Annotated in this window: 19 protein-coding genes; 15 read left to right on the top strand and 4 right to left on the bottom strand. The window is 65.7% G+C overall.

Translation table 11 applies throughout. The features are described 5' to 3' along the window. The first annotated feature begins 194 nt into the window (after window positions 1-194). The 11 genes from BLS75_RS05100 (at window position 195) to BLS75_RS05050 (ending at window position 11200) form a co-directional block, all read left to right on the top strand. Window positions 195-797, top strand: coding sequence for a transposase (locus tag BLS75_RS05100; RefSeq protein ID WP_072450526.1), 603 nt, complete (start codon window positions 195-197; stop codon window positions 795-797). A gap of 32 nt (window positions 798-829) precedes the next feature. Further along, complete coding sequence (locus BLS75_RS05095; RefSeq protein WP_176876703.1) at window positions 830-2506, top strand: ShlB/FhaC/HecB family hemolysin secretion/activation protein; 1677 nt, start codon at window positions 830-832, stop codon at window positions 2504-2506. Between the two features lie 21 nt (window positions 2507-2527). Then, window positions 2528-4345, top strand: coding sequence for a DUF2341 domain-containing protein (locus BLS75_RS05090; protein WP_072450525.1), 1818 nt, complete (start codon window positions 2528-2530; stop codon window positions 4343-4345). A gap of 11 nt (window positions 4346-4356) precedes the next feature. Continuing rightward, the gene (locus tag BLS75_RS05085; protein ID WP_072450524.1) at window positions 4357-4782 is read left to right on the top strand and encodes an ExbD/TolR family protein; all 426 of its coding nucleotides are present in this window, start codon (window positions 4357-4359) and stop codon (window positions 4780-4782) included. Window positions 4783-4785: 3 nt separating this feature from the next. Next, window positions 4786-5502, top strand: coding sequence for an energy transducer TonB family protein (locus BLS75_RS05080; protein WP_072450523.1), 717 nt, complete (start codon window positions 4786-4788; stop codon window positions 5500-5502). Window positions 5503-5542: 40 nt separating this feature from the next. Next, the gene (locus tag BLS75_RS05075; protein ID WP_072450522.1) at window positions 5543-7237 is read left to right on the top strand and encodes a putative porin; all 1695 of its coding nucleotides are present in this window, start codon (window positions 5543-5545) and stop codon (window positions 7235-7237) included. A gap of 17 nt (window positions 7238-7254) precedes the next feature. Continuing rightward, entirely contained in the window at window positions 7255-7902 is a 648-nt protein-coding gene (locus tag BLS75_RS05070) for a DNA repair protein (RefSeq protein ID WP_072450521.1), read from the top strand. A gap of 20 nt (window positions 7903-7922) precedes the next feature. Continuing rightward, on the top strand, window positions 7923-8408 hold the full coding sequence (locus BLS75_RS05065; protein WP_011061117.1) for a YbjN domain-containing protein: 486 nt from the start codon (window positions 7923-7925) through the stop codon (window positions 8406-8408). Further along, complete coding sequence (locus BLS75_RS05060; RefSeq protein WP_072450520.1) at window positions 8405-9361, top strand: peptidylprolyl isomerase; 957 nt, start codon at window positions 8405-8407, stop codon at window positions 9359-9361. Before BLS75_RS05065 ends, BLS75_RS05060 begins: the two co-directional genes overlap by 4 nt. Before the next feature lie 85 nt (window positions 9362-9446). After that, window positions 9447-10424 carry a LysR family transcriptional regulator gene (locus BLS75_RS05055; RefSeq protein ID WP_072450518.1) on the top strand — a complete coding sequence of 326 codons (978 nt, stop codon included), beginning with the start codon at window positions 9447-9449 and terminating at the stop codon, window positions 10422-10424. A 263-nt stretch (window positions 10425-10687) separates the two neighbouring features. Then, entirely contained in the window at window positions 10688-11200 is a 513-nt protein-coding gene (locus BLS75_RS05050; RefSeq protein WP_072450570.1) for a GNAT family N-acetyltransferase, read from the top strand. A gap of 134 nt (window positions 11201-11334) precedes the next feature. Here BLS75_RS05050 and BLS75_RS05045 read toward each other — a convergent pair whose 3' ends face one another. Beyond that, on the bottom strand, window positions 11335-12027 hold the full coding sequence (locus tag BLS75_RS05045) for an aspartate/glutamate racemase family protein (RefSeq protein WP_072450515.1): 693 nt from the start codon (window positions 12025-12027) through the stop codon (window positions 11335-11337). A 78-nt stretch (window positions 12028-12105) separates the two neighbouring features. Here BLS75_RS05045 and BLS75_RS05040 point away from each other — a divergent pair, with 78 nt between their 5' ends. Beyond that, window positions 12106-12894 (top strand): helix-turn-helix domain-containing protein, encoded by a 789-nt coding sequence (locus BLS75_RS05040; RefSeq protein ID WP_041118054.1) that lies wholly within the window; start codon window positions 12106-12108, stop codon window positions 12892-12894. A 183-nt stretch (window positions 12895-13077) separates the two neighbouring features. Next, window positions 13078-13569 carry an SET domain-containing protein gene (locus tag BLS75_RS05035; RefSeq protein ID WP_015635490.1) on the top strand — a complete coding sequence of 164 codons (492 nt, stop codon included), beginning with the start codon at window positions 13078-13080 and terminating at the stop codon, window positions 13567-13569. 138 nt (window positions 13570-13707) lie between these two features. Here BLS75_RS05035 and BLS75_RS05030 read toward each other — a convergent pair whose 3' ends face one another. Together BLS75_RS05030 and ccoN are read right to left on the bottom strand one after the other, a co-directional pair. Beyond that, complete coding sequence (locus BLS75_RS05030) at window positions 13708-13926, bottom strand: hypothetical protein (protein ID WP_011061124.1); 219 nt, start codon at window positions 13924-13926, stop codon at window positions 13708-13710. A 62-nt stretch (window positions 13927-13988) separates the two neighbouring features. Then, entirely contained in the window at window positions 13989-15416 is a 1428-nt protein-coding gene (gene ccoN / locus BLS75_RS05025) for a cytochrome-c oxidase, cbb3-type subunit I (RefSeq protein WP_011061125.1), read from the bottom strand. A 267-nt stretch (window positions 15417-15683) separates the two neighbouring features. Between ccoN and BLS75_RS05015 the strand changes: the two genes are divergently transcribed. Both BLS75_RS05015 and BLS75_RS05010 read left to right on the top strand, forming a co-directional pair. Next, window positions 15684-17357, top strand: a complete 1674-nt coding sequence (locus BLS75_RS05015) for a nitrite/sulfite reductase (RefSeq protein ID WP_011061126.1) — start codon at window positions 15684-15686, stop codon at window positions 17355-17357. Continuing rightward, entirely contained in the window at window positions 17354-17848 is a 495-nt protein-coding gene (locus BLS75_RS05010) for a DUF934 domain-containing protein (RefSeq protein WP_011061127.1), read from the top strand. Before BLS75_RS05015 ends, BLS75_RS05010 begins: the two co-directional genes overlap by 4 nt. A gap of 139 nt (window positions 17849-17987) precedes the next feature. On the opposite strand, the gene BLS75_RS05005 is transcribed toward BLS75_RS05010, so the two are convergent. Continuing rightward, window positions 17988-20345, bottom strand: a complete 2358-nt coding sequence (locus BLS75_RS05005; RefSeq protein WP_072450513.1) for a tetratricopeptide repeat protein — start codon at window positions 20343-20345, stop codon at window positions 17988-17990. Between the last annotated feature and the right edge of the window lie 196 nt (window positions 20346-20541).

Genomic DNA, 20541 nt, shown 5'->3' with positions numbered 1-20541 from the left:
TAATGGGCTGTGTGCACGCTCCACTTTCGGAGGTCGTGGTTTCACCGTCCGTTGGCCTTTGTGAATGAAGCTTTTATGACAAAAGTTCGGTAGCACATGGCCACGCGCGTCTTGGGTATGTAACGCGCTTGAGGGGGCCGCCAGGCCACTTTTTTAAGCCGAGGCGGGACGCCGGGAGTGAGGCTATGGGGACTATGGAACGCTACTCGAAAGTGGGCATGCAGGAGCTGGATCAACGGCTATCGAAGATTGTCGAGGCCGCGCGCAAGAAGCCGGTGTCGGTCTATCGCTACGGCGCGCCGTGGGTCTGGATCGTCTCCCAGGATGACTGGCAGGGCGCCTTGAAGGAGGTGGCCAGCTATATCCCGCCGGGGCATTCGCTGGTGCTGCTGCGCCCGCAGATCGATGAGTTGCTGGATCAGCACCGCGACTTGCTCCAGGGCCTCAACGCCGAGCCGGGGATGCTGATTGCGCCGCGCACGGTGATGCACATTCTGTTGTTGCAGTTGCTGTATTCGGTGCCCAGCGAGCAGCAACTCTATGAGCAGCTCAGCTACAACCTGTTGTTTCGCTGGTTCATCGGCCTGGACCTGAATCAGAAGGTCTGGAGCTTCAGTGTCCTCAGTCGCGATATCGCCACGCTGTTGAACAACCCGCGGGCGGTGCAGTTGATCCAGAAAATCATCGGTGAAGTGTTCTGCGGTGCCTTGCTGCAAATGCCCGAGTTCTCGTTGAACTTCGCGCTGTTGCATACCTGGCTGGCTCGCCACGAAAACACCTCGATCACCAGCAATTGAATCGGCCAAACGCTGTGCAGACGGCGACGGCAATGCGCGCGTGCGCGCCAATTTTCAGACTTCTAGGGGGCGGTGTGGAGCATCTGGGCAAATCAGGGCGACCGGGCAGTGGCGGGCGCTGGTGGCCGTTGTGCGGCTGGTTGGCGCTGGCGGCGCTGGTGCCGGCGGTGCAGGCCGAGGAGGGCCAGCCGGCCCCGGTCGAAGCCTCGGCGGCGGCGCGGTTGGTGGACGTCAATGAATACTTCGTGCGCGGCAATACCGTGCTCGATGCCCGGGCCATCGAGGAGGCGGTGTATCCCTTCCTTGGCCCGCAGAAGGCCCTGGCCGATATCGAAGGCGCCCGGGATGCGCTGCAGAAGGTCTATCAGGAGCGCGGCTACCAGTCGGTGTTCGTCGAGCTGCCGGAGCAGAAGGTCGAGGACGGTATCGTCTACCTGCAGGTCAGTGAAACCAAGGTCGGCCGAGTGCGGGTGGTGGGGGCCAAGCATTATTCGCCGGTGGAGATCCGCGACCAGGTGCCGGCGCTGAAAGAAGGCCAGGTACCGGATTTTGCCACGGTGCAAAGCCAGCTGGCCGGGCTCAATCGCGGCGCCGGGCGCCAGGTCATGCCGCTGGTGCGTGAAGGCCAGCGCCCGGGGACCATGGACGTGGACCTGCAAGTGGAAGACCAGAACCCCTGGCATGCCAGTGTCGGCCTGAACAACGACTACAGCGCCGACACCGAGAAGCTGCGTACGGTGGTCAATGTCGGCTACGACAACCTCTGGCAACTGGGCCACAGCATTTCCCTGACCTATTTCACCGCGCCCCAGGACACCGACAACGCCAAGGTCTGGTCCGGTTCCTACACCGCGCCGCTGAGCGATCGCTGGGCCTTGCAGTTCTCCGGCTACCAGTCCGACAGCAACATCGCCACCATCGGCGGCAGCAACGTGCTGGGCAAGGGCCATTCCTACGGGGTGTCGGCGATCTACACCTTGCCCGCCGCGGGCAACTGGGCCAACTCGCTGTCGGTGGGTGTGGATTTCAAGGACTTCGACGAAGAGATGCGCTTTGGCCGCAGCAGCGACCAGATTCCGCTGAAGTACGCCCCCATGACCTTTGGCTACAACGGTTACCGCTACAGCGAAAAAGCCCAGCTGGGCCTGGGCCTGAACCTGATCGTCGGCACCCGGCGCTTCTTCGGCTACGGCAGCGATGCCGAGGAGTTCCAGTACAAGCGCGACGAGGCCAGCGCCAGCTTCTCGGTGCTCAAGGGCGACCTGAATTTCACCTACACCTTCGCCAACGACTGGCAGTCGGCGTCCAAGGCGGCGTTCCAGCTGGCCTCGGGGCCGCTGGTGTCCAACGAGCAGTATTCCGCCGGCGGCGCCACCTCGGTGCGCGGCTATCTGGCCGCCGAACGCACCGGGGACGAGGGCTACCTGTTTTCCCAGGAGCTGCGCACGCCGTCTTTGGCCAAGTTCCTCGGCAGTTACGTGCAGGAGTGGCGCTTCTATGCCTTTGCCGAAGGCGCGCACCTGTCGCTGCACGACCCGCTGCCCGAGCAGGAGGACGAATACAGCCTGGCCAGTGTCGGCCTGGGCACCCGCGCCAGTTTGAGCAAGTGGCTGTCCGGCAGCCTGGACTGGGGCTACCCGCTCAAGGACGGCCCCAACACCCAGAAATACGACCCGCGCCTGCATTTCAGCGTGCAAGCGACGTTCTGACTTTTTACGGAGACCCTTCACATGCAACGCTTATTCCTGAGCCTGTTGATCTGCCTGGGCTTCGTGCTCCCGGCCACGGCCCATGCCTGGTGGCAGGACGACTGGCATTACCGCAAGCAGATCAGCGTGGACACCACCCCGCAAGGCGCGGCCATCAACGAGGCCCTGGGCCGCACCGCGTTGCTGGTACGCCTGCACACCGGCAACTTCACCTTCGACGGGGTCAAGGAAGACGGCGCCGACCTGCGCTTTGTCGCCGCCGATGACAAGACCCTGCTCAACCACCAGATCGAAAGCTTCGACCCGCTGATGGGCATGGCGCTGATCTGGGTCGATGTGCCCAAGGTCGAGGGCGGCCAGCGCCAGGACATCTGGATGTACTACGGCAACCAGAAGGCCCCGAGCACGGCCAATGGCCAACTGACCTTCGACCCCAGCTACACCGCGATCTACCACTTCGACGGCAGCAACGGTACGCCGGCCAAAGACACCACCGCCTACGGCAACACCGCGCAGAACGCCACCGGCGCGGCGATCGACGGGGTGATCGGCCGGGCACTGCAGTTCAGCGGCCAGCCGCTGTTGCTGCCGGCCAGCCCGTCGTTGCAGCACAACGCCGGCGGCGCCTTTACCTTCAGCGCCTGGGTGCGCCTGGACCAGGCCAGCGGCGAACAACTGCTGCTGGCTCGCCGCGAAGGTACCGGCAGCCTGCTGATCGGCATCAACCAGGGCATGCCCTTCGTTGAGGTGGACGGCCAGCGCGCCGCCTCCACCCAGCCGCTGAACCCGGGGCAGTGGCAGCACCTGGCCCTGAGCGGCGAGGGCAGCCGACTGGCGCTGTATGTCAATGGCCGCGAAACCGCGAGCCTGGCCCAAGCCATTCCAACCTTCAATTCGCCGTTGGCCATCGGCGCCGACTTGCCAGCGGCCGCCGGGGCCGAGGCCAGTCACTTCCAGCCCTTCACCGGGGCCCTGGACGAGCTGCGCCTGTCCAAGGTGGCGCGTCCGGCGGCGCTGATCCTGGCCGATGCCAGCGCCCAGGGCGCGGAGTCGAAGCTGGTGGCCTACGGCGTCGATGAAGAACAGTCGGGTTTTGGTTTTGGCAGCCTGGGTTTCCTGCTCAAGGCGGTGCCGGTGGATGCCTGGGTGATCATCCTGGTGCTGGTGGGAATGATGATCCAGTCCTGGGTGATCATGCTGCGCAAGAACCGCATGGTCGGCCGGGTCAGCGCTGCCAATGCGCTGTTCCGCGAGCAGTTCGCCAAGGTCGGCACCCGCCTGGAGATGTTTGCCGACGACCAGGTGCTGGCCAGCCGCCTGGAGCATTCCTCGCTGTGGCGCCTGTACCTGGTGGCGGTGAAAGAGATCCGCACCCGCCGCGAGCAGGGCGCCGATACCTCGTCGGTGTCGGCGGCCACCATTGAAGCCATCCGCTGCTCCATGGATGGCGTGCGCACCCGGGAAAACCAGCAGCTGAGTTCCAAGCTCTCGACCCTGTCCAACGCCATTGCCGGCGGCCCCTACATCGGCCTGCTGGGCACGGTGCTGGGGATCATGGTGGTGTTCCTCGGCACCGCCATGGCCGGTGACGTCAACATCAACGCCATCGCCCCGGGCATGGCCGCGGCCTTGCTGGCCACGGCCATGGGCCTGTTCGTCGCGATCCCGGCGCTGTTTGGCTACAACCGCCTGATCACCCGCAACAAGGAAGTCGGCGCCGACATGCGGGTGTTCGTCGACGAGTTCATCACCCGGCTGGCGGAGCTGCATGGCGAAAGCCAGCACAGCGAAAACGCCCACTGGCGGGTCAGCCACAGCAACGCGTCGGTTCCGGCCTGAGGAGAACTGCCATGGCTTCCGTGAAGGCCTCCCATGACGACGAAGACGATGCCGCCGTCGACAGCATCAACATCACGCCCCTGGTGGACGTGCTGATGGTGGTGCTGGTGATGTTCATCCTCACCGCCACCGCCCAGGTCTCGGGCATCCAGATCCACTTGCCCAAGGCCAGTGCCTCGGTGTCGCTGTCCGAGGCCAAGACCAAGGCCATTTCGGTGAACGATGGCGGCCAGGTGTTCCTCGACGCCTACCCGGTGACCCTGGGCGAGCTGGAAGAGCGCCTGCGCATCGAGAAAGCGCAGAACCCGGACTTCCCGATCATCGTCCGCGGCGATGCCACGGTGCAGTACCAGAAGGTCATCGAAGTCCTCGACCTGCTGCGCCGCCTGGAGTTGTCCCAGGTCGGCCTGGTCACCGGCAAACCGAGCCAGGGCTGAGCCATGAGCGCACATCAACCGTTCGAGCTACCGCCTATACAGAACAAGCCGCGCGCCCTGCGCCTGCTCAAGTGGGGCGCGGGGTTGCTGCTGGGTGCCGTGGCGGCCTGGCTGCTGTGGCAGTGGGCCAATGACATGGCCGGGGTGCGCCGGGAAGCGCCCAAAGTGCCAACCATCATCCCGCTGCCGCCTCCGCCGCCGCCACCCCCACCGCCGCCGGAGAAACCCAAGGAGCCGGAGCCGGTGGAAGAAAAGATCCCGGAGCCCGAACCCACGCCCACCCCGGAGGAGGTCAAGCCGGAGGAGGAAGCACCGCCATCGCCGGCGGACGATCTGGCCAACCCGATGCAGATCGATGGCGACGCACAGGCCGGTAACGACGGCTTCAACGTCGGTGCCGGCAAGGGCGGCGGCATGGCCGGCGCCGGTGGCGGCGGGCTGGGCACCGGGACCTACAAGCAGTACCTGGCGGCGACCTTCCAGCGCGCGCTGCGCGAGGACCCGGAGCTGCGCAAGAAGGCTTATGCGCTGCAGGTGGACCTGTGGCTCGGCGCCGACGGGCAGGTGACCCGCGCCGAGCTGGCCGGCTCCAGTGGCAACCCCGAGACCGACCAGCAAGTGCTGGCGGCGCTGCGGGCCACGCCGCGCCTGAAAGAGCGCATGCCGGCCTCCCTGACTTTGCCGGTACGCCTGTCCCTCAAGGGCCGGCGACCGGAATGAGCAAACCCCTATTTGCAGTTTCTACAGGAGTTGTGTGCAGATGATTTCCACCGTGAATCGATTGACCCTGGCGCTCGGCATGGTCGCCCTGACCCTGGCCGGACAGGCCACGGCCGCCGCGGCCGCGCCCTCGGAGAACGCCACGATCAACCTGATCCGTCTGTTGGTGCAGCAGGGGGTATTGAAGCAGGAGCAGGCCGACGGGCTGATCGCCCAGGCCGAGAAAGAAGCCCAGCAGGCCCGCGCGGCCACCGCCGTGGCGGCAACCGGCCCGGCTGCGGCGCCCGGTGATGTGCGGGTGCAATACGTGCCGGCCATCGTCCGCGACCAGATCCGCGATCAGGTCAAGGCCGAGGTCATGGCCACCGCCAAGCAGGAAAACTGGGCCCAGCCCAACACCTTCCCGGACTGGATCTCGCGTATCAGCTTCGACGGCGACATCCGCCTGCGCGACGAGTCGCGGTTCTTCGCCGACAACAACAGCAACGAGATCGTCGACTACGCCAAGCTCAACGACAGTGGCCCCTACGACGTCAACAAGGACACCAACAGCAAGCTGCCGCCGCTGCTCAACACCCGCGAGGACCGCGACAACCTGTTCCGCCTGCGCGCGCGCCTGGGGATGAAGGCGGTGATCTCGCCGGAATGGACCGCCGGCATCCGCATCGGCACCGGCTCGGACAACAACCCGGTGTCCACCACCCAGACCCTGGGCGGCGGCTTCGGCAAGAAGGACATCTGGCTCGACCAGGGCTACCTGACCTGGAAGGCCACCCAGGACTTGACCCTGACCGGCGGGCGGATCGCCAACCCGTTCTATGCAACCGACATGCTGTACTCCAACGACCTCAACTTCGACGGCGTGGCGGCGATCTTCAACCACAAGCTGAGCAGCGACTGGGGCCTGTTCGGCACCCTCGGCGCCTTCCCGGTGGAGTACACCAACGACACCGCCACCAGCAACGGTTTCGACAAGAACGAGAGCGACACCAAGTGGCTGTTCGGCGGGCAGGTCGGCGCCAACTGGAAGATCAACCGCAGCAACAGCCTCAAGGGCGCCTTGGCCTACTATCGCTTCGATGACATCGAGGGCCAGCGCTCCAGCCCTTGCGCGCCCTGGGCCGGGGCCCCGGGCTGCGACACCGATGGCTCGCGGGTCGCCTTCATGCAGAAGGGCAACAGCGTGTTCCTGCTGCGCGACATCACCCCCAACCCGGCCACGCCGGGCCTGACCCCGCAGCCGCAGTTCGTGGGCCTGGCCTCGAAGTTCGACGTGCTCGACCTGAACCTGGCCTGGGATACCGAATTGCCGGACGACCTGCGCCTGCGCAGCCAGACCAACTTCATTCGCAACCTGGCCTACGACAAGGGCGAGATGCTCAAGCGCAGCGAGGGCGAGATCGTCAACAACATCAACAGCCAGGGCCAGTTCGAAAGCGGCGGCAACGCGCTGATGGTGCAGTTCACCCTGGGCAACGCCCTGGAAATGAAGAAGTCCGGCGACTGGAACCTGCTGGCCGGCTACAAGTACATCCAGCCCGACGCCTTGCCCGACGGCTTCAACGACTCCTCGTTCCACCTGGGGGGCACCAACGCCAAGGGCTATTTCCTGGGCGGCAACTACGGCATCGACAAGAACATCTACGCCACGGCCCGCTACATGAGCGCCTCGGAAGTCTACGGGCCGCGCTACGAGGTGGACGTGATGCAGCTTGAACTCAACACGCGCTTCTAAGTGCAGGGAGGAAGGTTATGAACAGCCGAGCGAGGGCAGGGGCGGCGCGCCTGTTGCTGGTCTGGGGCGTGCTGGCCAGTGTCGGCGCAAGCGCCGAAGGCATGGAGGAGCGCCTGCGCACCCAGTTGCGCAGCACCACCCAGCAGCTGCAGGCCCTGCAAAGCGAACAGGCCCAGGCCGCGGCGGCGCGGGTCGCCGCCGAGAACGCGGCCAGGGAGGCCCAGGCCCAGGTCAAGCAACTGACGGCCGAGCTGGCCAAGACCCGTGGTGTGGCAGAGCAGTTGGCCGGCCAGCAGCAGAGCCTGCACAACCAGGCCCAGGCCCAGGCGGCCGCCAGCAGCGAGCAACTGGGCAAGTTCAAGAAGGCCTATGAGGACCTGCTGGTGCTGGCCCGGGGCAAGGAAGCCGAACGGGCCAGGTTGCAGGCGCAATTGAGCGAGCGTGACACACAAGTGCAGCAATGTGCGGTCAAGAATCAGCAGATGTACGGCATCGCCAAGCAGATCCTGGCGGCCTACGAAAACATCGACGTGGCCGAGGTGGTGAAAATCCGCCAGCCCTTCGCCGGCAGCGCCCGGGTCAAGTTCGAGGAACTGGGCCAGGGCTTTGGCGACGAGCTTTACCAGACCCAGTTCGACGCCCCGCGGGCGGCGAGCACCCACTGATCACCAGGGAAGAGATGACCATGACCTTGATTAACAGCGTCACCACCGAAAGCCTCACCGACCTGCTGCAAGGCGCCGGCTACCGGGTCAACCAGACCGAACAGAACGGCATCGTGCAACTGCTCAGCGCCAGCCAGGGCATCGGCTACGCCGTGCGCTTCGGTAACCCGGGCAGCGAAGCCGGGCACTACGTGGACTTCACCTACAGCTGCGCGCTGCGGGTGCAGGGCGAATTGCCGGCCGGGCTGGCGGAGCTGTGGAACGCCTCGCGGCGCTTTGCCCGGCTGTCGCTGCAGGGCGAATTCCTGGTGATGGAGATGGACGTGGTGGTGGCCGGCGTCGGCGAGACCCACCTGCGCAGCCAGTTGGAGCTGTGGGATCGGTTGCTGCAGGAGTTCATCGTCTACCTGCGCGAATACAGCCAGCAGGCGGCCCAGTTGCAGGCCCAGGCCGAAGCGCCCCAGGCGGCGCAAAGCCAACCCCGGGAAGAGGCGGCCACCCTGTGAAAAAGCCCACCCTGGTGGTCGGTGCCGGGGCACTGACCTTGCTCGGCCTGGCGTTGGGCCTGGCCCTGCGCCCGGGCAATGACCCGGTGGCGGCGCAGCAGCCGGCCCCGACCCTGCTGCAACAACAACTGGCGTCTACGCCCGCTGTGGCGCGCCTGGGCAATCAGCAGGTGGCGGCCGAGGAGCTCAAGAGCCTGTTCGCCAGCCTGCCCGAGGAATCCCGGGGGCAATTGCGCGGCAATCGCCCGGCGCTGGAAGCCTGGATTCGTTCACGGCTGGCGGAAAAGGCCGTGCTGGAGCAGGCCGATGCCCAGGGCTGGCGCCAGCGCCCGGAGGTGGAGCAGCAGACCCGCGCCGCCACCGAACAGATCGTGTTTCGCGACTATCTGCAGTCGGTCAGCCAGGTGCCGGCGGACTACCCCAGCCCGGCGGAGTTGCAGCAGGCCTATGACAGCGGCAAGTCGGCGTGGATGACACCGCCGTTGTACCGGGTCAGCCAGATCTTCCTCGGGGTCGCCGAGCCCCAGGCGGCCGAACAGGTACGCCGCCAGGCGCAGGAACTGAGCCGCAAGGCCCAGGCCGCGCCGGGGGAGTTTGCCGCCTTGGCGGCGCAGTACTCCCAGGACCGGGACAGCGCCCAGCGCGGTGGCGACTCCGGCCTGCAGCCCTTGCAGCAACTGCTGCCGGAGGTGCGCAGTGCGGTGGCTCGGCTCAAGGTGGGCGGGGTGTCCGAGGTGGTGCAGAGCGCGGCGGGTTTCCACGTGCTCAAGCTCACCGAACAGCAGCCAGCACGGACCGCCAGCCTGGACGAACTGCGTGATCGCCTGACCCAGGCCTTGCGCGCCCAGCGCCAGGAGCAGATCGCCAAGGCCTACCTGGAAGGCATGCTCAACACTGCGACCCTGAGCATCGATGGCGCGGTGTTGAACCAGGTCCTGGAGGACAAGCTGTAGGAGCTGGCTTGCCCGCGAAGGCGATCCCACGGCCCCGCCGTCCGCCCGCCAAGGAAGCAACATTCAACAAGACAGGGAGTCACCGATGTCATTTCTCGAACCAGCTCCACTCCAGGGCTTTGCGCCATACACCGCGCCCCAGGAACCCCGGGAAGCCTGGCTGGCCCTGGCCGCCGGCATCGAACCTGCGGTGGCCCAGTATTTTCTGGTCAGCGCCCGTTGCGGCTGCTTCATGCAGGCGGCCCGCAGCCTGAACATCAAGGCCACGCTGCTGCGCAAGCAACTGGCGCAGTTGGAGGAGCACCTACGCCGTTCGCTGTTCTGCTACCACGGCAATGCCTTGAGCCTGAGCCGCGAAGGCCTGCAACTGCAGGCCCAGCTGATTGCCCTGGCCCACCAGCGGCGGCTGCCGGTGATCGAGCAACCCCTGATCCGCGTGGCCGTGGCGGAAACCATCCTCCACGACATCCTTGGCCGTGACCTGATCGCCTTGCTGCGGCGCAACGCCAGCGCCCGGCTGGAAATCATCTCCATCGACAGCGACCTGTCCCTGCAGGCCCTGAGCGCCGACCTGGTGCTGTGGCTGGCGGCCGAGGATTCACCCCTGCCGGGCCCCAGCTTCGCCACCCGCGAGCCCATGCCCCTGGCGCGCATCGACTACCTGCCGCACATCGCCAAGCGCTATTCCCGGGTCGCGGCCCGCCCCGACAGCCTGGACGACCTGGCGGACTACATGCTGGTGCAGTGGCAGCACGACCGTCATATCGAGCCGTTCCGGCCCTGGAACAGCCTGGTGGAACAGCGCCTGGCCGGGGTGGTGCAGGTGCATTCCTATGAACTGATGCTGGAGATGATCCGCTGCAGCGCCTGCATTGGCCTGCTGCCGCAGTACATGAGCCGCTTCGACCGCGGCCTCACCGCCTTGCCAGGCCTGTTCGAGGAAAGCATGCAACGCCGCGCCTGGCTGGCGGTCAATGCCCAGGTGGAGCATGAAGAGCAGGTACAGCAACTGGTGGAACTGATCCTCAACACCTTCAGCGAACGCCAGGACTGGTTTGTCTGAACGGACCCGCCCGCTCTTGCAGAGATTCACCCCCGCGCCCACGAGCGGGCACCCACCGCGACTCCATGCAGGAGCCGGCTTGCCGGCGAAAGGGCCCCGCAAATCCTGCGTCGGCTCCGGAAACGCCTTCGCTGGCAAGCCCGCTCCTACGGGTGTGCCTGCGCGACGGTTCCTTGGCGGCGAACGAGCACCAATCCCCTCGTCATCCAGAGCCGCATGCCTTTACACTCGATGGCCACTTCGACTTCAAGGATGACCTCGCCATGCCCAACGTCCATCCCACCATCGTCATCGAGCGGTGCAACGAAGCCCATATCGACGGCCTGACGGCGCTGTACAGCGAACCCAGTGTGGCGGCCCAGACCCTGCAACTGCCTTACCAGTCCCGCGAGTTGTGGCGCAAGCGCGTCGGGCAGGGGCAGGAAAACGAGGGGCTGGTGGCCCTGGTTGCCCTGCACCAGGGCGCGGTGATCGGCAGTTGCAGCCTGCTGCAGGTGGCGCGGGTGCGCCGGGCCCATTGTGCCGGTATCGGCATGGGCGTATCCCCGGCCTGGCAACGCGAGGGCATCGGCAGCCGCCTGCTGGCGGCGGTGCTGGAGGTGGCCGACAACTGGATGAACCTGCGCCGGGTGGAGTTGACGGTGTATGCCGACAACCAGGCCGCCATCGGCCTGTACCGCAAGTTCGGCTTCGAAACCGAAGGCCAGCTGCGCGACTACGCCGTACGCGACGGCGGTTATGTCGATGTGCTGAGCATGGCGCGCTTGCGTCGTTGAGGCCGGGTTCATGTAGCCGCTGCCGCAGGCTCGGGCCGCGTTCGGACGATCGGCTCCGCAGCAGATGCAGGGCTCCTGAGGCCGCCCGAGGTTCGACAGGCGATCGCCATGCAAGGCCCTGCGGGCCTTGACGTTCACTCCAGCAAAGCGAAATCCACCGCCGCCCGGGCATGCAATTCGGTGGTGTCCAACAGGGGCAGGGCGCTGTGTTCGGGCTTGAGCAGCAGGCCGATTTCCGTGCAGCCGAGGATGATCGCCTCGGCACCACGGGCCTGGAGCCCGTCGATCACGTGTTGGTACAGCCGCCGCGAGCTCTCGCTGACAACGCCCACGCACAGCTCCTCATAGATGATGCGGTGCACCGCCTGGCGCTGCGCTGCATCGGGCACCAGCACCTTCAGGCCCTGGTCTTCCAGGCGGCCTTTGAGGAACGCCTGCTCCATGGTGAAGGCTGTGCCCAGCAGCCCCACGCTCAGGGTGCCGGCTGCATGGGCGGCCTGCACCACGGGGTCGGCAATATGCACAAAGGGCACTCCAATGGCGGCCTCTATCTGCCCGGCGACCTTGTGCATGGTGTTGGTGCAGAGCACCACGCATTCGGCGCCGCCGGCTTCCAGGCGCCGGGCTGCCTCCACCAGGATCGCCGCCGCGTCGTCCCAGCGCCCGGCATGCTGGGCCTGTTCGACAGGCCCGAAGTCGACGCTGTACATTAACAGCCGCGCTGAACGCAGCGGCCCCAGTCGATCGCGAACCTGCTGATTGATCAGGCGATAGTATTCGGCGCTGGACTCCCAGCTCATGCCGCCGATCAGGCCGATGGTGCGCATGGGCAACTCCTCTGTGGTGCGGTTGGGTAAGGCTCAGTTTCACGCCGCCACGGGTGGCGATCTATCAGGAAATTTCACATGCCCCAGGTGCTCGAACATCGTCTGCTGGACGGCCGCCTGCTGCTGCAATTGCTGCCGGCCGCGGCCTACAGCGCACGGGATCCGGCCCAGTGGCAGACCTTGGGGGTGACCCTGGAACGTCAGCGCGGGGTGCATGCCATCGACTCCGACCGCCGCGAGGATTTCGATACCTGGCCCGGCACCCTGGCCCTGACGCCCGCTGGCATTGAAGTGTTTTCCGAATCCGCCATGGGCGGCGAATACCTGCTGCTGCGCTGGCAGGGCGCGACGCCGCTGGTTCCTGGCCAGCGCCGGATGCAGAGCCCGGGGCATGCCCGCGCCCTGGCCCTGGGGCGCGAAGCCAGGCGCCTGCTGCTGGCGCCCGAGGCCGATGAGCTGGCCCTGGAGCAATGCGCGCTGGCGTTTCTGGGGCTGGCCCAGCCCGGTCGGGCGGCGCCAGCCCCGGCCCCGGAGCTGGGGCAGGTGCTGCAACAGATGGCCGATGAATACGCCCGGCCCCTGTCACTGGCGCAACTGGCCCTGACCTACGGCCACAACGAACTGCGCCTGCTGCGCGACTTTCGTCGTGCTGTAGGCATCACGCCCCATGCCTGGATCACCGAGGTGCGTCTGCAAGCGGCCCGGCGGCTGCTGGAGCACACGGACCTGCCCCTGGCGGCGGTTGCCCAGGACTGTGGTTTTGCCCATCAGTCCCACCTGGGCAGCGCCTTGCGCCAAGCCACCGGCCTGACGCCGCGTCAGTACCGGCTGCAGTTTCAGCGCCGAGCGGCGGATACCGCGCTGTAGATTTTGCCTGGTAATGCCTCGCCGGTGATCGCCGTCAGCGGCCCGCGGGATCATCATCGGTGGGCGCAGCTACAGGGCTCGGCGAGCCGGCGGGCAAACAACTCAACGCCCGACACCGGCATCTGCCATGCTCAGGGCCGGCGACCTGCTGTTCTCAAAGGTCGAAGCCAGGGACACAGCACAATGGACGATATCCAGCAACTGGGCGAGATGCTGCGCCACTACGCGGCCAGTGAAGCCCACAAGAAGCAGCTGTTCGACAGCCAGTCGGTGGTCTGGGCGCGTCGCATTCATCAATTGTTCGGGCAGATCGAAGACTGGCTGGCGCCGGTATTGCTGCCGGACCTGCTGGCGTTGCAGCGCGAGCCCTATGTGGCCTTCAGCCCGGCGGTGCCGCTGGAGGTCTCGACCTTCAAGAGCGAGAAGCTGACCATCCATATCGCCGGCAAACCGGTGGAGTTCGTGCCGGATGTGATGGGCCCCCAAGGGCAGATTTCCCTGGCGGTGATCGGCCTGACTGCGGCGCGGCTGGGCAGCGTGTCCCTGGTCGGCGAGGCTTCGGGCGGCTGGCAATGGCGCAAGACCAACGGCTTGAAGGACCCTGACGTCTTTGCCTTTGACGGCAATTTCCTCGCCGCTCAGTTGCAGAGCCTGATCCCCCGCGAGCGCGCCTGACCCGGCCAATACCCCCACTGTAGGAGCTGGCTTGCCAGCGAAAGCGATGCCCGGGATTGCGCGAGGCGTGCTGGCCCCTTCGCCGGCAAGCCGGCTCCTACAGGGGATTGCTGGCGCTGGCTTGCCAGCCAAAGCGCTCTACATATCCAGGTTGATCCAACCCGGCTTGGCTTCCTCCGGCGCCACGGCGTTGATTTTCTTGCCCGTGGCCAGCTCCACCCGGCGGGCTACGTCGGGGTCGTCGGCGAAGGGGATCAGGCTAGCGTCGTCCAGGCTCTTGGCACTCTGGTGACGCAGGCAGTACTCGATGCAGAGGTAGAGAAACGCCACCCCCAGCAGGTTGAGCAGTATATCCATGGGTTTTCAGGCTCCCTGAGACGCAACACGCCGGCCACGGGGGCCGGCGAGGGGCAGGTGGGTCAGGCGATCCGGGCGTCGCTCAGCGCCAGGCGCTCATCGGCAACGCGCACGGTGCGCCAGGTGTTGTAGGCCATCAGCAGCATGCCGCTGAGGAAGAACACGCCGCCGGCGAAACGCACCACGAACCCCGGATGGCTGGCCACCAGGGCCTCGACGAAAGAGTAGGTGAGGGTGCCGTCTTCGTTCACTGCCCGCCACATCAGGCCCTGGGTGATGCCATTGACCCACATCGAGGCGATGTACAGCACGGTGCCGATGGTGGCGAGCCAGAAGTGCAGGTTGATCAGCGGCACGCTGTACATCTGCTCGCGGCCGAAGACCTTGGGCACCATGTGGTAGATGGCCCCGAAGGTGATCATCGCCACCCAGCCCAGGGCACCGGCGTGTACGTGGCCGATGGTCCAGTCGGTGTAGTGGGACAGGGCGTTGACGGTCTTGATCGCCATCATCGGGCCCTCGAAGGTGGACATGCCGTAGAACGCCAGGGACAGCACCAGGAAGCGCAGGATCGGGTCGGTGCGCAGCTTATGCCAGGCCCCGGAGAGGGTCATCATGCCGTTGATCATGCCGCCCCAGCTCGGGGCCAGGAGGATCAGCGACATGGCCATGCCCAGGGACTGGGCCCAGTCCGGCAGCGCGGTGTAGTGCAGGTGGTGCGGGCCGGCCCAGATGTACAAGGTAATCAAGGCCCAGAAGTGCACGATGGACAGGCGATAGGAGTACACCGGGCGCCCGACTTGCTTGGGCACGAAGTAGTACATCATCCCGAGAAAGCCCGTGGTCAGGAAAAAACCTACGGCGTTGTGCCCGTACCACCACTGGACCATGGCGTCGGTGGCCCCGGAATACACCGGGTAGGACTTGAACCAGTCCACCGGGATCGACAGGTGGTTGACCACGTGGAGCATGGCGATCACCAGGATGAAGGCGCCGAAGAACCAGTTGCCGACGTAGATGTGCTGGCTCTTGCGCCGCACCACGGTGGTGAAGAACACAATCGCGTAGGCGACCCAGACCACCGCCATCCACACGGCGCCGGCGAATTCGATCTCGGCGTATTCCTTGGTGGTGGTGTAGCCCAGGGGCAGGGTGATCAGCATGATCACGATCACCGACTGCCAGCCCCAGAAGGTGAAGGCGGCCAGGGTGTCGGAGTACAGCCGCACCTGGCAGGTGCGCTGGACCGCGTAGTAGCTGGCGGCGAACTGCGCGCTGCCGGCGAAACCGAAGATCACAAGGCTGGTGTGCAGCGGCCGCAGCCGGCCGAACGTGCTCCAGGGCAGGTCGAGGTTCATCTCCGGCCACACCAGCTGCGAGGCAATCCACACCCCCATGGCCATGCCGATCACGCCCCATACCACTGTTGCGACGACGAATTGGCGAACCACCTTGTAGTTGTAGGCCTGTCCGATTGTTGCTGAGTTCATGGTCAATGCTTCCACGGTTGCAAAGTCTTGCCAGGCCACCCGGTCTGGCACGGGGTGCACTGTAGGAATCAGCGGGGAAACAAAACAGGCTCAGAAAAACCACATTAATACGGATCAGATTTTCCTCATGCCTACGGTGGTGCAGCCTTGGCTGATATGGTTTTTTAGTTTTTACCTGAATCTGTAACGCTCTGCGCCGTACGCGCATAGTCGCCCCCTCACAACACGCGCCGTTTAGAGCACGATCAGCTTCGATGAGGTAGGGACATGTATCAGTACGACGACTATGACCGGGCCCTGGTGCTTGAGCGGGTGGCGCAGTTTCGCGACCAGGTCGAGCGCTTCATGGGCGGCCAACTGAGCGAGGAGGAGTTCCTGCCCCTGCGCCTGCAGAACGGCCTGTATATGCAGAAGCACGCCTACATGCTGCGGGTGGCGATTCCCTACGGCACCCTCAGCGCCCGGCAGATGCGTACCCTGGCCAGCATTGCCCGGGACTTCGACCGCGGCTACGGCCACTTCACCACCCGGCAGAACCTGCAGTTCAACTGGATCGAGCTGGCCCAGGTGCCGGATATCCTGCAGCGCCTGGCCGAAGTGGAGATGCACGCCATCCAGACTTCCGGCAACTGTGTGCGCAACATCACCACCGAAGCCTTTGCCGGGGTGGCCGGCGACGAATACCTGGACCCGCGCCCCCTGGCGGAGATCCTGCGCCAGTGGTCCACCATCAACCCGGAATTCCTATTCCTGCCGCGCAAGTTCAAGATCGCCATCTGCTCGGCCAAGCAGGACCGCGCGGCGATCATGATGCATGACATCGGCCTCTATCTTTACCGTGCCCGCAACGGCGAGATGCTCCTGCGGGTGATAGTCGGCGGCGGCCTGGGGCGCACGCCGATCCTCGGCCTGCAGATCCGCGACGGGCTGCCCTGGCAGCACTTGCTGTCCTATGTCGAAGCGGTGCTGCGGGTCTACAACCGCTACGGCCGGCGGGACAACAAGTACAAGGCGCGGATCAAGATCCTGGTCAAGGCCCTGGGCATCGAGGCCTTCGCCAGGGAAGTGGAGGAGGAGTGGCAGCACCTCAGGGACGGCCCGGCGCAGCTCACCGAGGACGAATTCCAGCGGGTGGCCAGCGCCTTTGTGCCGCCGATCTACGAGCGCCTGGCGGACACCGACCTGGAGTACGGCAGCCACCTGGCCGAGTCCCCGGCCTTCGCCCGCTGGGTGGCGCGCAACGTGCACCCGCACAAGGTGCCGGGCTACACCTGCGTGGTGCTGTCGACCAAGCCGGGCCCGGCCTCGCCACCCGGTGACGTCACCGGCCAGCAGATGGAAGCGGTGGCCGACTGGTCCGAGGACTACGGCTTTGGCGAGATCCGCATTGCCCACGAACAGAACATCGTCCTGCCGGATGTGCCCAAGTCGCGCCTGTTCGAGCTTTGGCAGCGGGCCTGCGAGCATGGCCTGGGGACCGCCAACGCAGGGTTGCTGACCGATATCATCGCCTGCCCGGGCGGTGACTTCTGCGCCTTGGCCAACGCCCGTTCGATCCCCATTACCCTGGCCATCCAGCAGCGCTTCGACGACCTGGACTACCTCCACGACCTGGGGGACATCAGCCTGAACATTTCCGGCTGCATGAACGCCTGCGGCCATCACCACATCGGCAATATCGGCATCCTCGGCGTCGACAAGAACGGCAGCGAGTGGTTCCAGGTCACCCTGGGCGGGGCCAAGGGCCGTGACAGCGCCCTGGGCAAGGTGATCGGCCCGTCCTTCAGCGCCGAGGAAATCCCCGAGGTGATCGAACGCATCATCGCCACCTTCGTACGCTACCGGGAAAGCGACGAACCCTTCGTCGAGACCCTGCAGCGCATCGGCCTGGAGCCGTTCAAGGAGCGGGTCTATCCCAAGGCCCTGGAGGCGCTGGCATGAACAACCTGCTGCGTTTGCACGAAGGCGAGGCCCAACGGGTGGAAGACGATGCCTGGAGCCTGGTGCGCGGGGTCGACGACGCATTGCCGGACGGGCCGCTGATTCTGCCCCTGGCCCTGTGGCTGATGCGCCGCATCGAGCATCACCCGGCCCGGGACGGAGTGTGGATCGGCCCGGATGACGAAGTGGAAAGCCTCAAGCCCTGGCTCAAGCTGATCCCGCTGATCGCCGTGGACTTCCCCAGCTTTCGTGATGGCCGGGGTTACAGCCAGGCCTACCTGCTGCGTACCCGCCTGGGCTGGATGGGCGAATTGCGAGCGATTGGCGATGTGCTGCGCGACCAGTTGAGCCATATGCGCCAATGCGGTTTCGACAGCTTTGCCGTGCGTGAAGACAAGTGCGCGCTGGACGCACTCAAAGGGTTGGCGGGGATGAGCGTGCTCTATGGCCGCTCGGTGATCGAGCCGCGACCGCTGTTCCGTCGGCGCTGAAGGTGGCGCGCGGTTGCGCTGGTTAATGTAATTTCTAGAATAAATTGTCTTTTAAAATCAATAGATTAAAATTGATAGTTAATCCTATTTGATTGGTTTTAGTGGGGCTCGGGTAACCGAGCCCTCCTTGCCACCCTGCCTATTGCAACGCCGGATCCCCGGGGTTGAGCTGCTTCCATTGCTGCATCAGTGCCTGGGCCTTGGGTTCCTGGCCGCTCTCCAGGTAGTACTGGATCAGGCTCAGGCGCGCATTGCGCTGGGTCGGCTGGCGCTGCAGCAGCGCTTGCAACTGACGGTTGGCAGCGTCCTGCTGGCCACTGTCGTGCAGGGCCACTGCCAGCACATAGGCGTACTGAGGATTCTGCGGTTCCAGCTCGGCGGCCTTTTTCAAGGCGGCCATGGCCCGGGCAGTGTCGCCCCCACGAATCAGGCTCAGGCCCCGGGTGTGCTGCAGCAGCGCCGACTCCGGGTGCTGTTGCAGGGCCTGGGCCAGCAGTTGCTGCGCCTCCTGGCTGCGGCCATTGGCTTCCAGCCACTGCCCCAGGGTCACCAGGGCCGGGAAGAAGTCGCTGTCGCGGCGCAAGGCTGCGCGCAGGTAGGGTTCGACCTCGGCACCGCGCCCGCTGGCCTGGTAGAGCATGGCCAGGTTGAGGTTGGCTTCGGCCCGCTCCACGAGGCTCAACTGCACCGCCTCATATTCGCCAAGGGCTTTGTCCCAGACCCCTTGAGCCGGGCCCAGGCCACTGCGCGCGGCGCCCAGCAGGTCGCGAGCCGCGGTGATCCGCACGGCCTTGACCGGGTCTTGCAGCAGGGGCACCAACAGCGGGCCACGTTCGGCCGGCGGCACCAGGGCGCTGGTGGCTCGCACCGCGCTTTCGCGCACCTGGGGGTCCGCATGCCCGAGGGCCTGGGTAGCCAGTTGCAGTGCCTGGGCACTGGGATAGTTGGCCAGCTCGGCCAGCAGGGTGGCACGCCGGATCGGTGGCAGATCGCTGCGCTGCAGTTGTTCCTGCAACGCCTGGGCTGCTCCTGGGTGGCCGCCGCGGATCAACCACAGGCTGTCGTCGTAGCGTGGTGGCTGGGGTGGGCTGTTGGCGGTCCATAACTGGAACTGCCGGCTGATGCGTTCGCCGGCCTGTTGCCCCTGGTGGCAGCTCAGGCAGGCATCGGCCGTGCCAAGCTTCTGCGCCCGCAGCGGGTTGGGCAGGCTGAAGCTGTGGTCATGGCGATAGTCATTGCCCATGTAGACCTTGCCCGGCATATGGCAGTCCACGCATTGCGCACCGGGCTGGCCGGGGGTGTGCCGGTGATGGTCGGGGGAATCGTAATCCTTGGCCTGCAACCCGCGTCCGTCGATGCCGGCTGCCGCGCTCTTGCCGGCGGGGTTGTGGCATTGCAGGCATACGGCGTTGCCCGGGGCCTTGAGCTGGGTGCTGTGGGGGTTGTGGCAATTGCTGCAGCGCAGCCCCTTGTCGAACATCTTGCTCTGGGCGAAGGAGCCGTATTCGAACACCTCGTCCTTGATCTTGCCGTCCAGGGCGTACAGCTCCCGGGTCAGGGCGCTGGGCAGGTAGTCATCCATCAGGCGCTGGCCGACGTGGTAGCCGTCGCCCAGGGGCGCGCGCCGGGCGTGGCAGCGGGCGCAGGTCTCGATCTCCTGGGTGGCGCTTGCGGCCTTGAGGTCCACGGCGAAGCCGGCGTTGGCCAGGGTGGCCTTGCTGGCCGTGGCCTGCAGATGGTTGGAGGCCGGGCCGTGACAGGCCTGGCAGCCAACGCCGAGGCTGTTCCAGCGGCTGTCGAAGCGCTCCTGGCTGGCGCTGAAATTGCGCTGGTAGCCGGTGGTATGGCATTCCACACACATGAAGTTGGCGTTCTGGCTGGGCTTGCTCCAGTGCAGCGGGTTCTTGAAGTTAACGCCCTGGCCCGGATACAGGTGGAACCACTGCTGCTTGCGGGTATCCCAGGCCACGCCCAGGGCCTGCAGGCGTCCCTGGCCGACCTCGATCAGGTATTGCTGCAAGGGCTCGATGCCGAAGGTGTAGGCCACCTTGAAGTCCGCGGGCCTGCCGTCGGCTCCGGGGGTGTTGACCCAGAACTCGGTCCCGCGGCGAAACAACCGGGTGCTTTCGCCTTCGGCCTTGAAACGCTGTTCATTGAAATTGCCCAGCACCGTCTGCGGGTTGGCCTCCTGCATCGCCAGTTGATGGTGCGAGCCTTGCCAGTCCCTGGCCTGGGCCTGGTGGCAGCCCTGGCAGGCCTGTTCATCGACGTACTGGGCGGCCGGTAGCGCCGGCACGGCCTTGGGCTGGGCGGGGGGCGGGGCCGCAGCCACCTGCGGCGCCGCCAGCCGGGGCGGTTCGGCCAGCAGGAACCAGACGAGCCCGCCGAGCACCAGCAGCAACAGCAGGGCGCCGAAGGGGAACAGATAGCGGTGGGGCGAAGGTGCAGTTGAAGCAGGGGGTGTCGGGCGTGGGTTACTCTTCTTCGGCTTGGGCATTGCGACGTCCGTATCCAGAATGCGGTGCCTTGATCGGCACTCTCAGGCTCGATGGAGCTTTGACGGCAGCTGCCGGTCTGTCAAATCCGGGCTGTGAATCAGCCCGCAAGCCGTGACAAACAACCCGCGCCGGCGGGGCAAAGCGCCGGCTTTTGGCTATACCTTAATTTCCCCTAGCCAGTCCCTGGCTGCTGCA

The organism is Pseudomonas sp. NFPP12 (assembly GCF_900103205.1).
In the GTDB taxonomy this organism is placed as follows: domain Bacteria; phylum Pseudomonadota; class Gammaproteobacteria; order Pseudomonadales; family Pseudomonadaceae; genus Aquipseudomonas; species Aquipseudomonas protegens.
Note: the sequence above shows the minus strand (reverse complement) of the source record. Positions and strands in the feature narration are given on the sequence as shown.

What these genes read in the sequence shown, in the direction of transcription:
- BLS75_RS05100 (WP_072450526.1), top strand. Translation starts at nt 195, where the DNA reads ATGGAACGCTACTCGAAAGTGGGCATGCAGGAGCTGGATCAACGGCTA.
- BLS75_RS05095 (WP_176876703.1), top strand. Translation starts at nt 830, where the DNA reads ATGCGCGCGTGCGCGCCAATTTTCAGACTTCTAGGGGGCGGTGTGGAG.
- BLS75_RS05090 (WP_072450525.1), top strand. Translation starts at nt 2,528, where the DNA reads ATGCAACGCTTATTCCTGAGCCTGTTGATCTGCCTGGGCTTCGTGCTC.
- BLS75_RS05085 (WP_072450524.1), top strand. Translation starts at nt 4,357, where the DNA reads ATGGCTTCCGTGAAGGCCTCCCATGACGACGAAGACGATGCCGCCGTC.
- BLS75_RS05080 (WP_072450523.1), top strand. Translation starts at nt 4,786, where the DNA reads ATGAGCGCACATCAACCGTTCGAGCTACCGCCTATACAGAACAAGCCG.
- BLS75_RS05075 (WP_072450522.1), top strand. Translation starts at nt 5,543, where the DNA reads ATGATTTCCACCGTGAATCGATTGACCCTGGCGCTCGGCATGGTCGCC.
- BLS75_RS05070 (WP_072450521.1), top strand. Translation starts at nt 7,255, where the DNA reads ATGAACAGCCGAGCGAGGGCAGGGGCGGCGCGCCTGTTGCTGGTCTGG.
- BLS75_RS05065 (WP_011061117.1), top strand. Translation starts at nt 7,923, where the DNA reads ATGACCTTGATTAACAGCGTCACCACCGAAAGCCTCACCGACCTGCTG.
- BLS75_RS05055 (WP_072450518.1), top strand. Translation starts at nt 9,447, where the DNA reads ATGTCATTTCTCGAACCAGCTCCACTCCAGGGCTTTGCGCCATACACC.
- BLS75_RS05050 (WP_072450570.1), top strand. Translation starts at nt 10,688, where the DNA reads ATGCCCAACGTCCATCCCACCATCGTCATCGAGCGGTGCAACGAAGCC.
- BLS75_RS05045 (WP_072450515.1), bottom strand. Translation starts at nt 12,027, where the DNA reads ATGCGCACCATCGGCCTGATCGGCGGCATGAGCTGGGAGTCCAGCGCC.
- BLS75_RS05040 (WP_041118054.1), top strand. Translation starts at nt 12,106, where the DNA reads ATGCCCCAGGTGCTCGAACATCGTCTGCTGGACGGCCGCCTGCTGCTG.
- BLS75_RS05035 (WP_015635490.1), top strand. Translation starts at nt 13,078, where the DNA reads ATGGACGATATCCAGCAACTGGGCGAGATGCTGCGCCACTACGCGGCC.
- BLS75_RS05030 (WP_011061124.1), bottom strand. Translation starts at nt 13,926, where the DNA reads ATGGATATACTGCTCAACCTGCTGGGGGTGGCGTTTCTCTACCTCTGC.
- ccoN (WP_011061125.1), bottom strand. Translation starts at nt 15,416, where the DNA reads ATGAACTCAGCAACAATCGGACAGGCCTACAACTACAAGGTGGTTCGC.
- BLS75_RS05015 (WP_011061126.1), top strand. Translation starts at nt 15,684, where the DNA reads ATGTATCAGTACGACGACTATGACCGGGCCCTGGTGCTTGAGCGGGTG.
- BLS75_RS05010 (WP_011061127.1), top strand. Translation starts at nt 17,354, where the DNA reads ATGAACAACCTGCTGCGTTTGCACGAAGGCGAGGCCCAACGGGTGGAA.
- BLS75_RS05005 (WP_072450513.1), bottom strand. Translation starts at nt 20,345, where the DNA reads ATGCCCAAGCCGAAGAAGAGTAACCCACGCCCGACACCCCCTGCTTCA.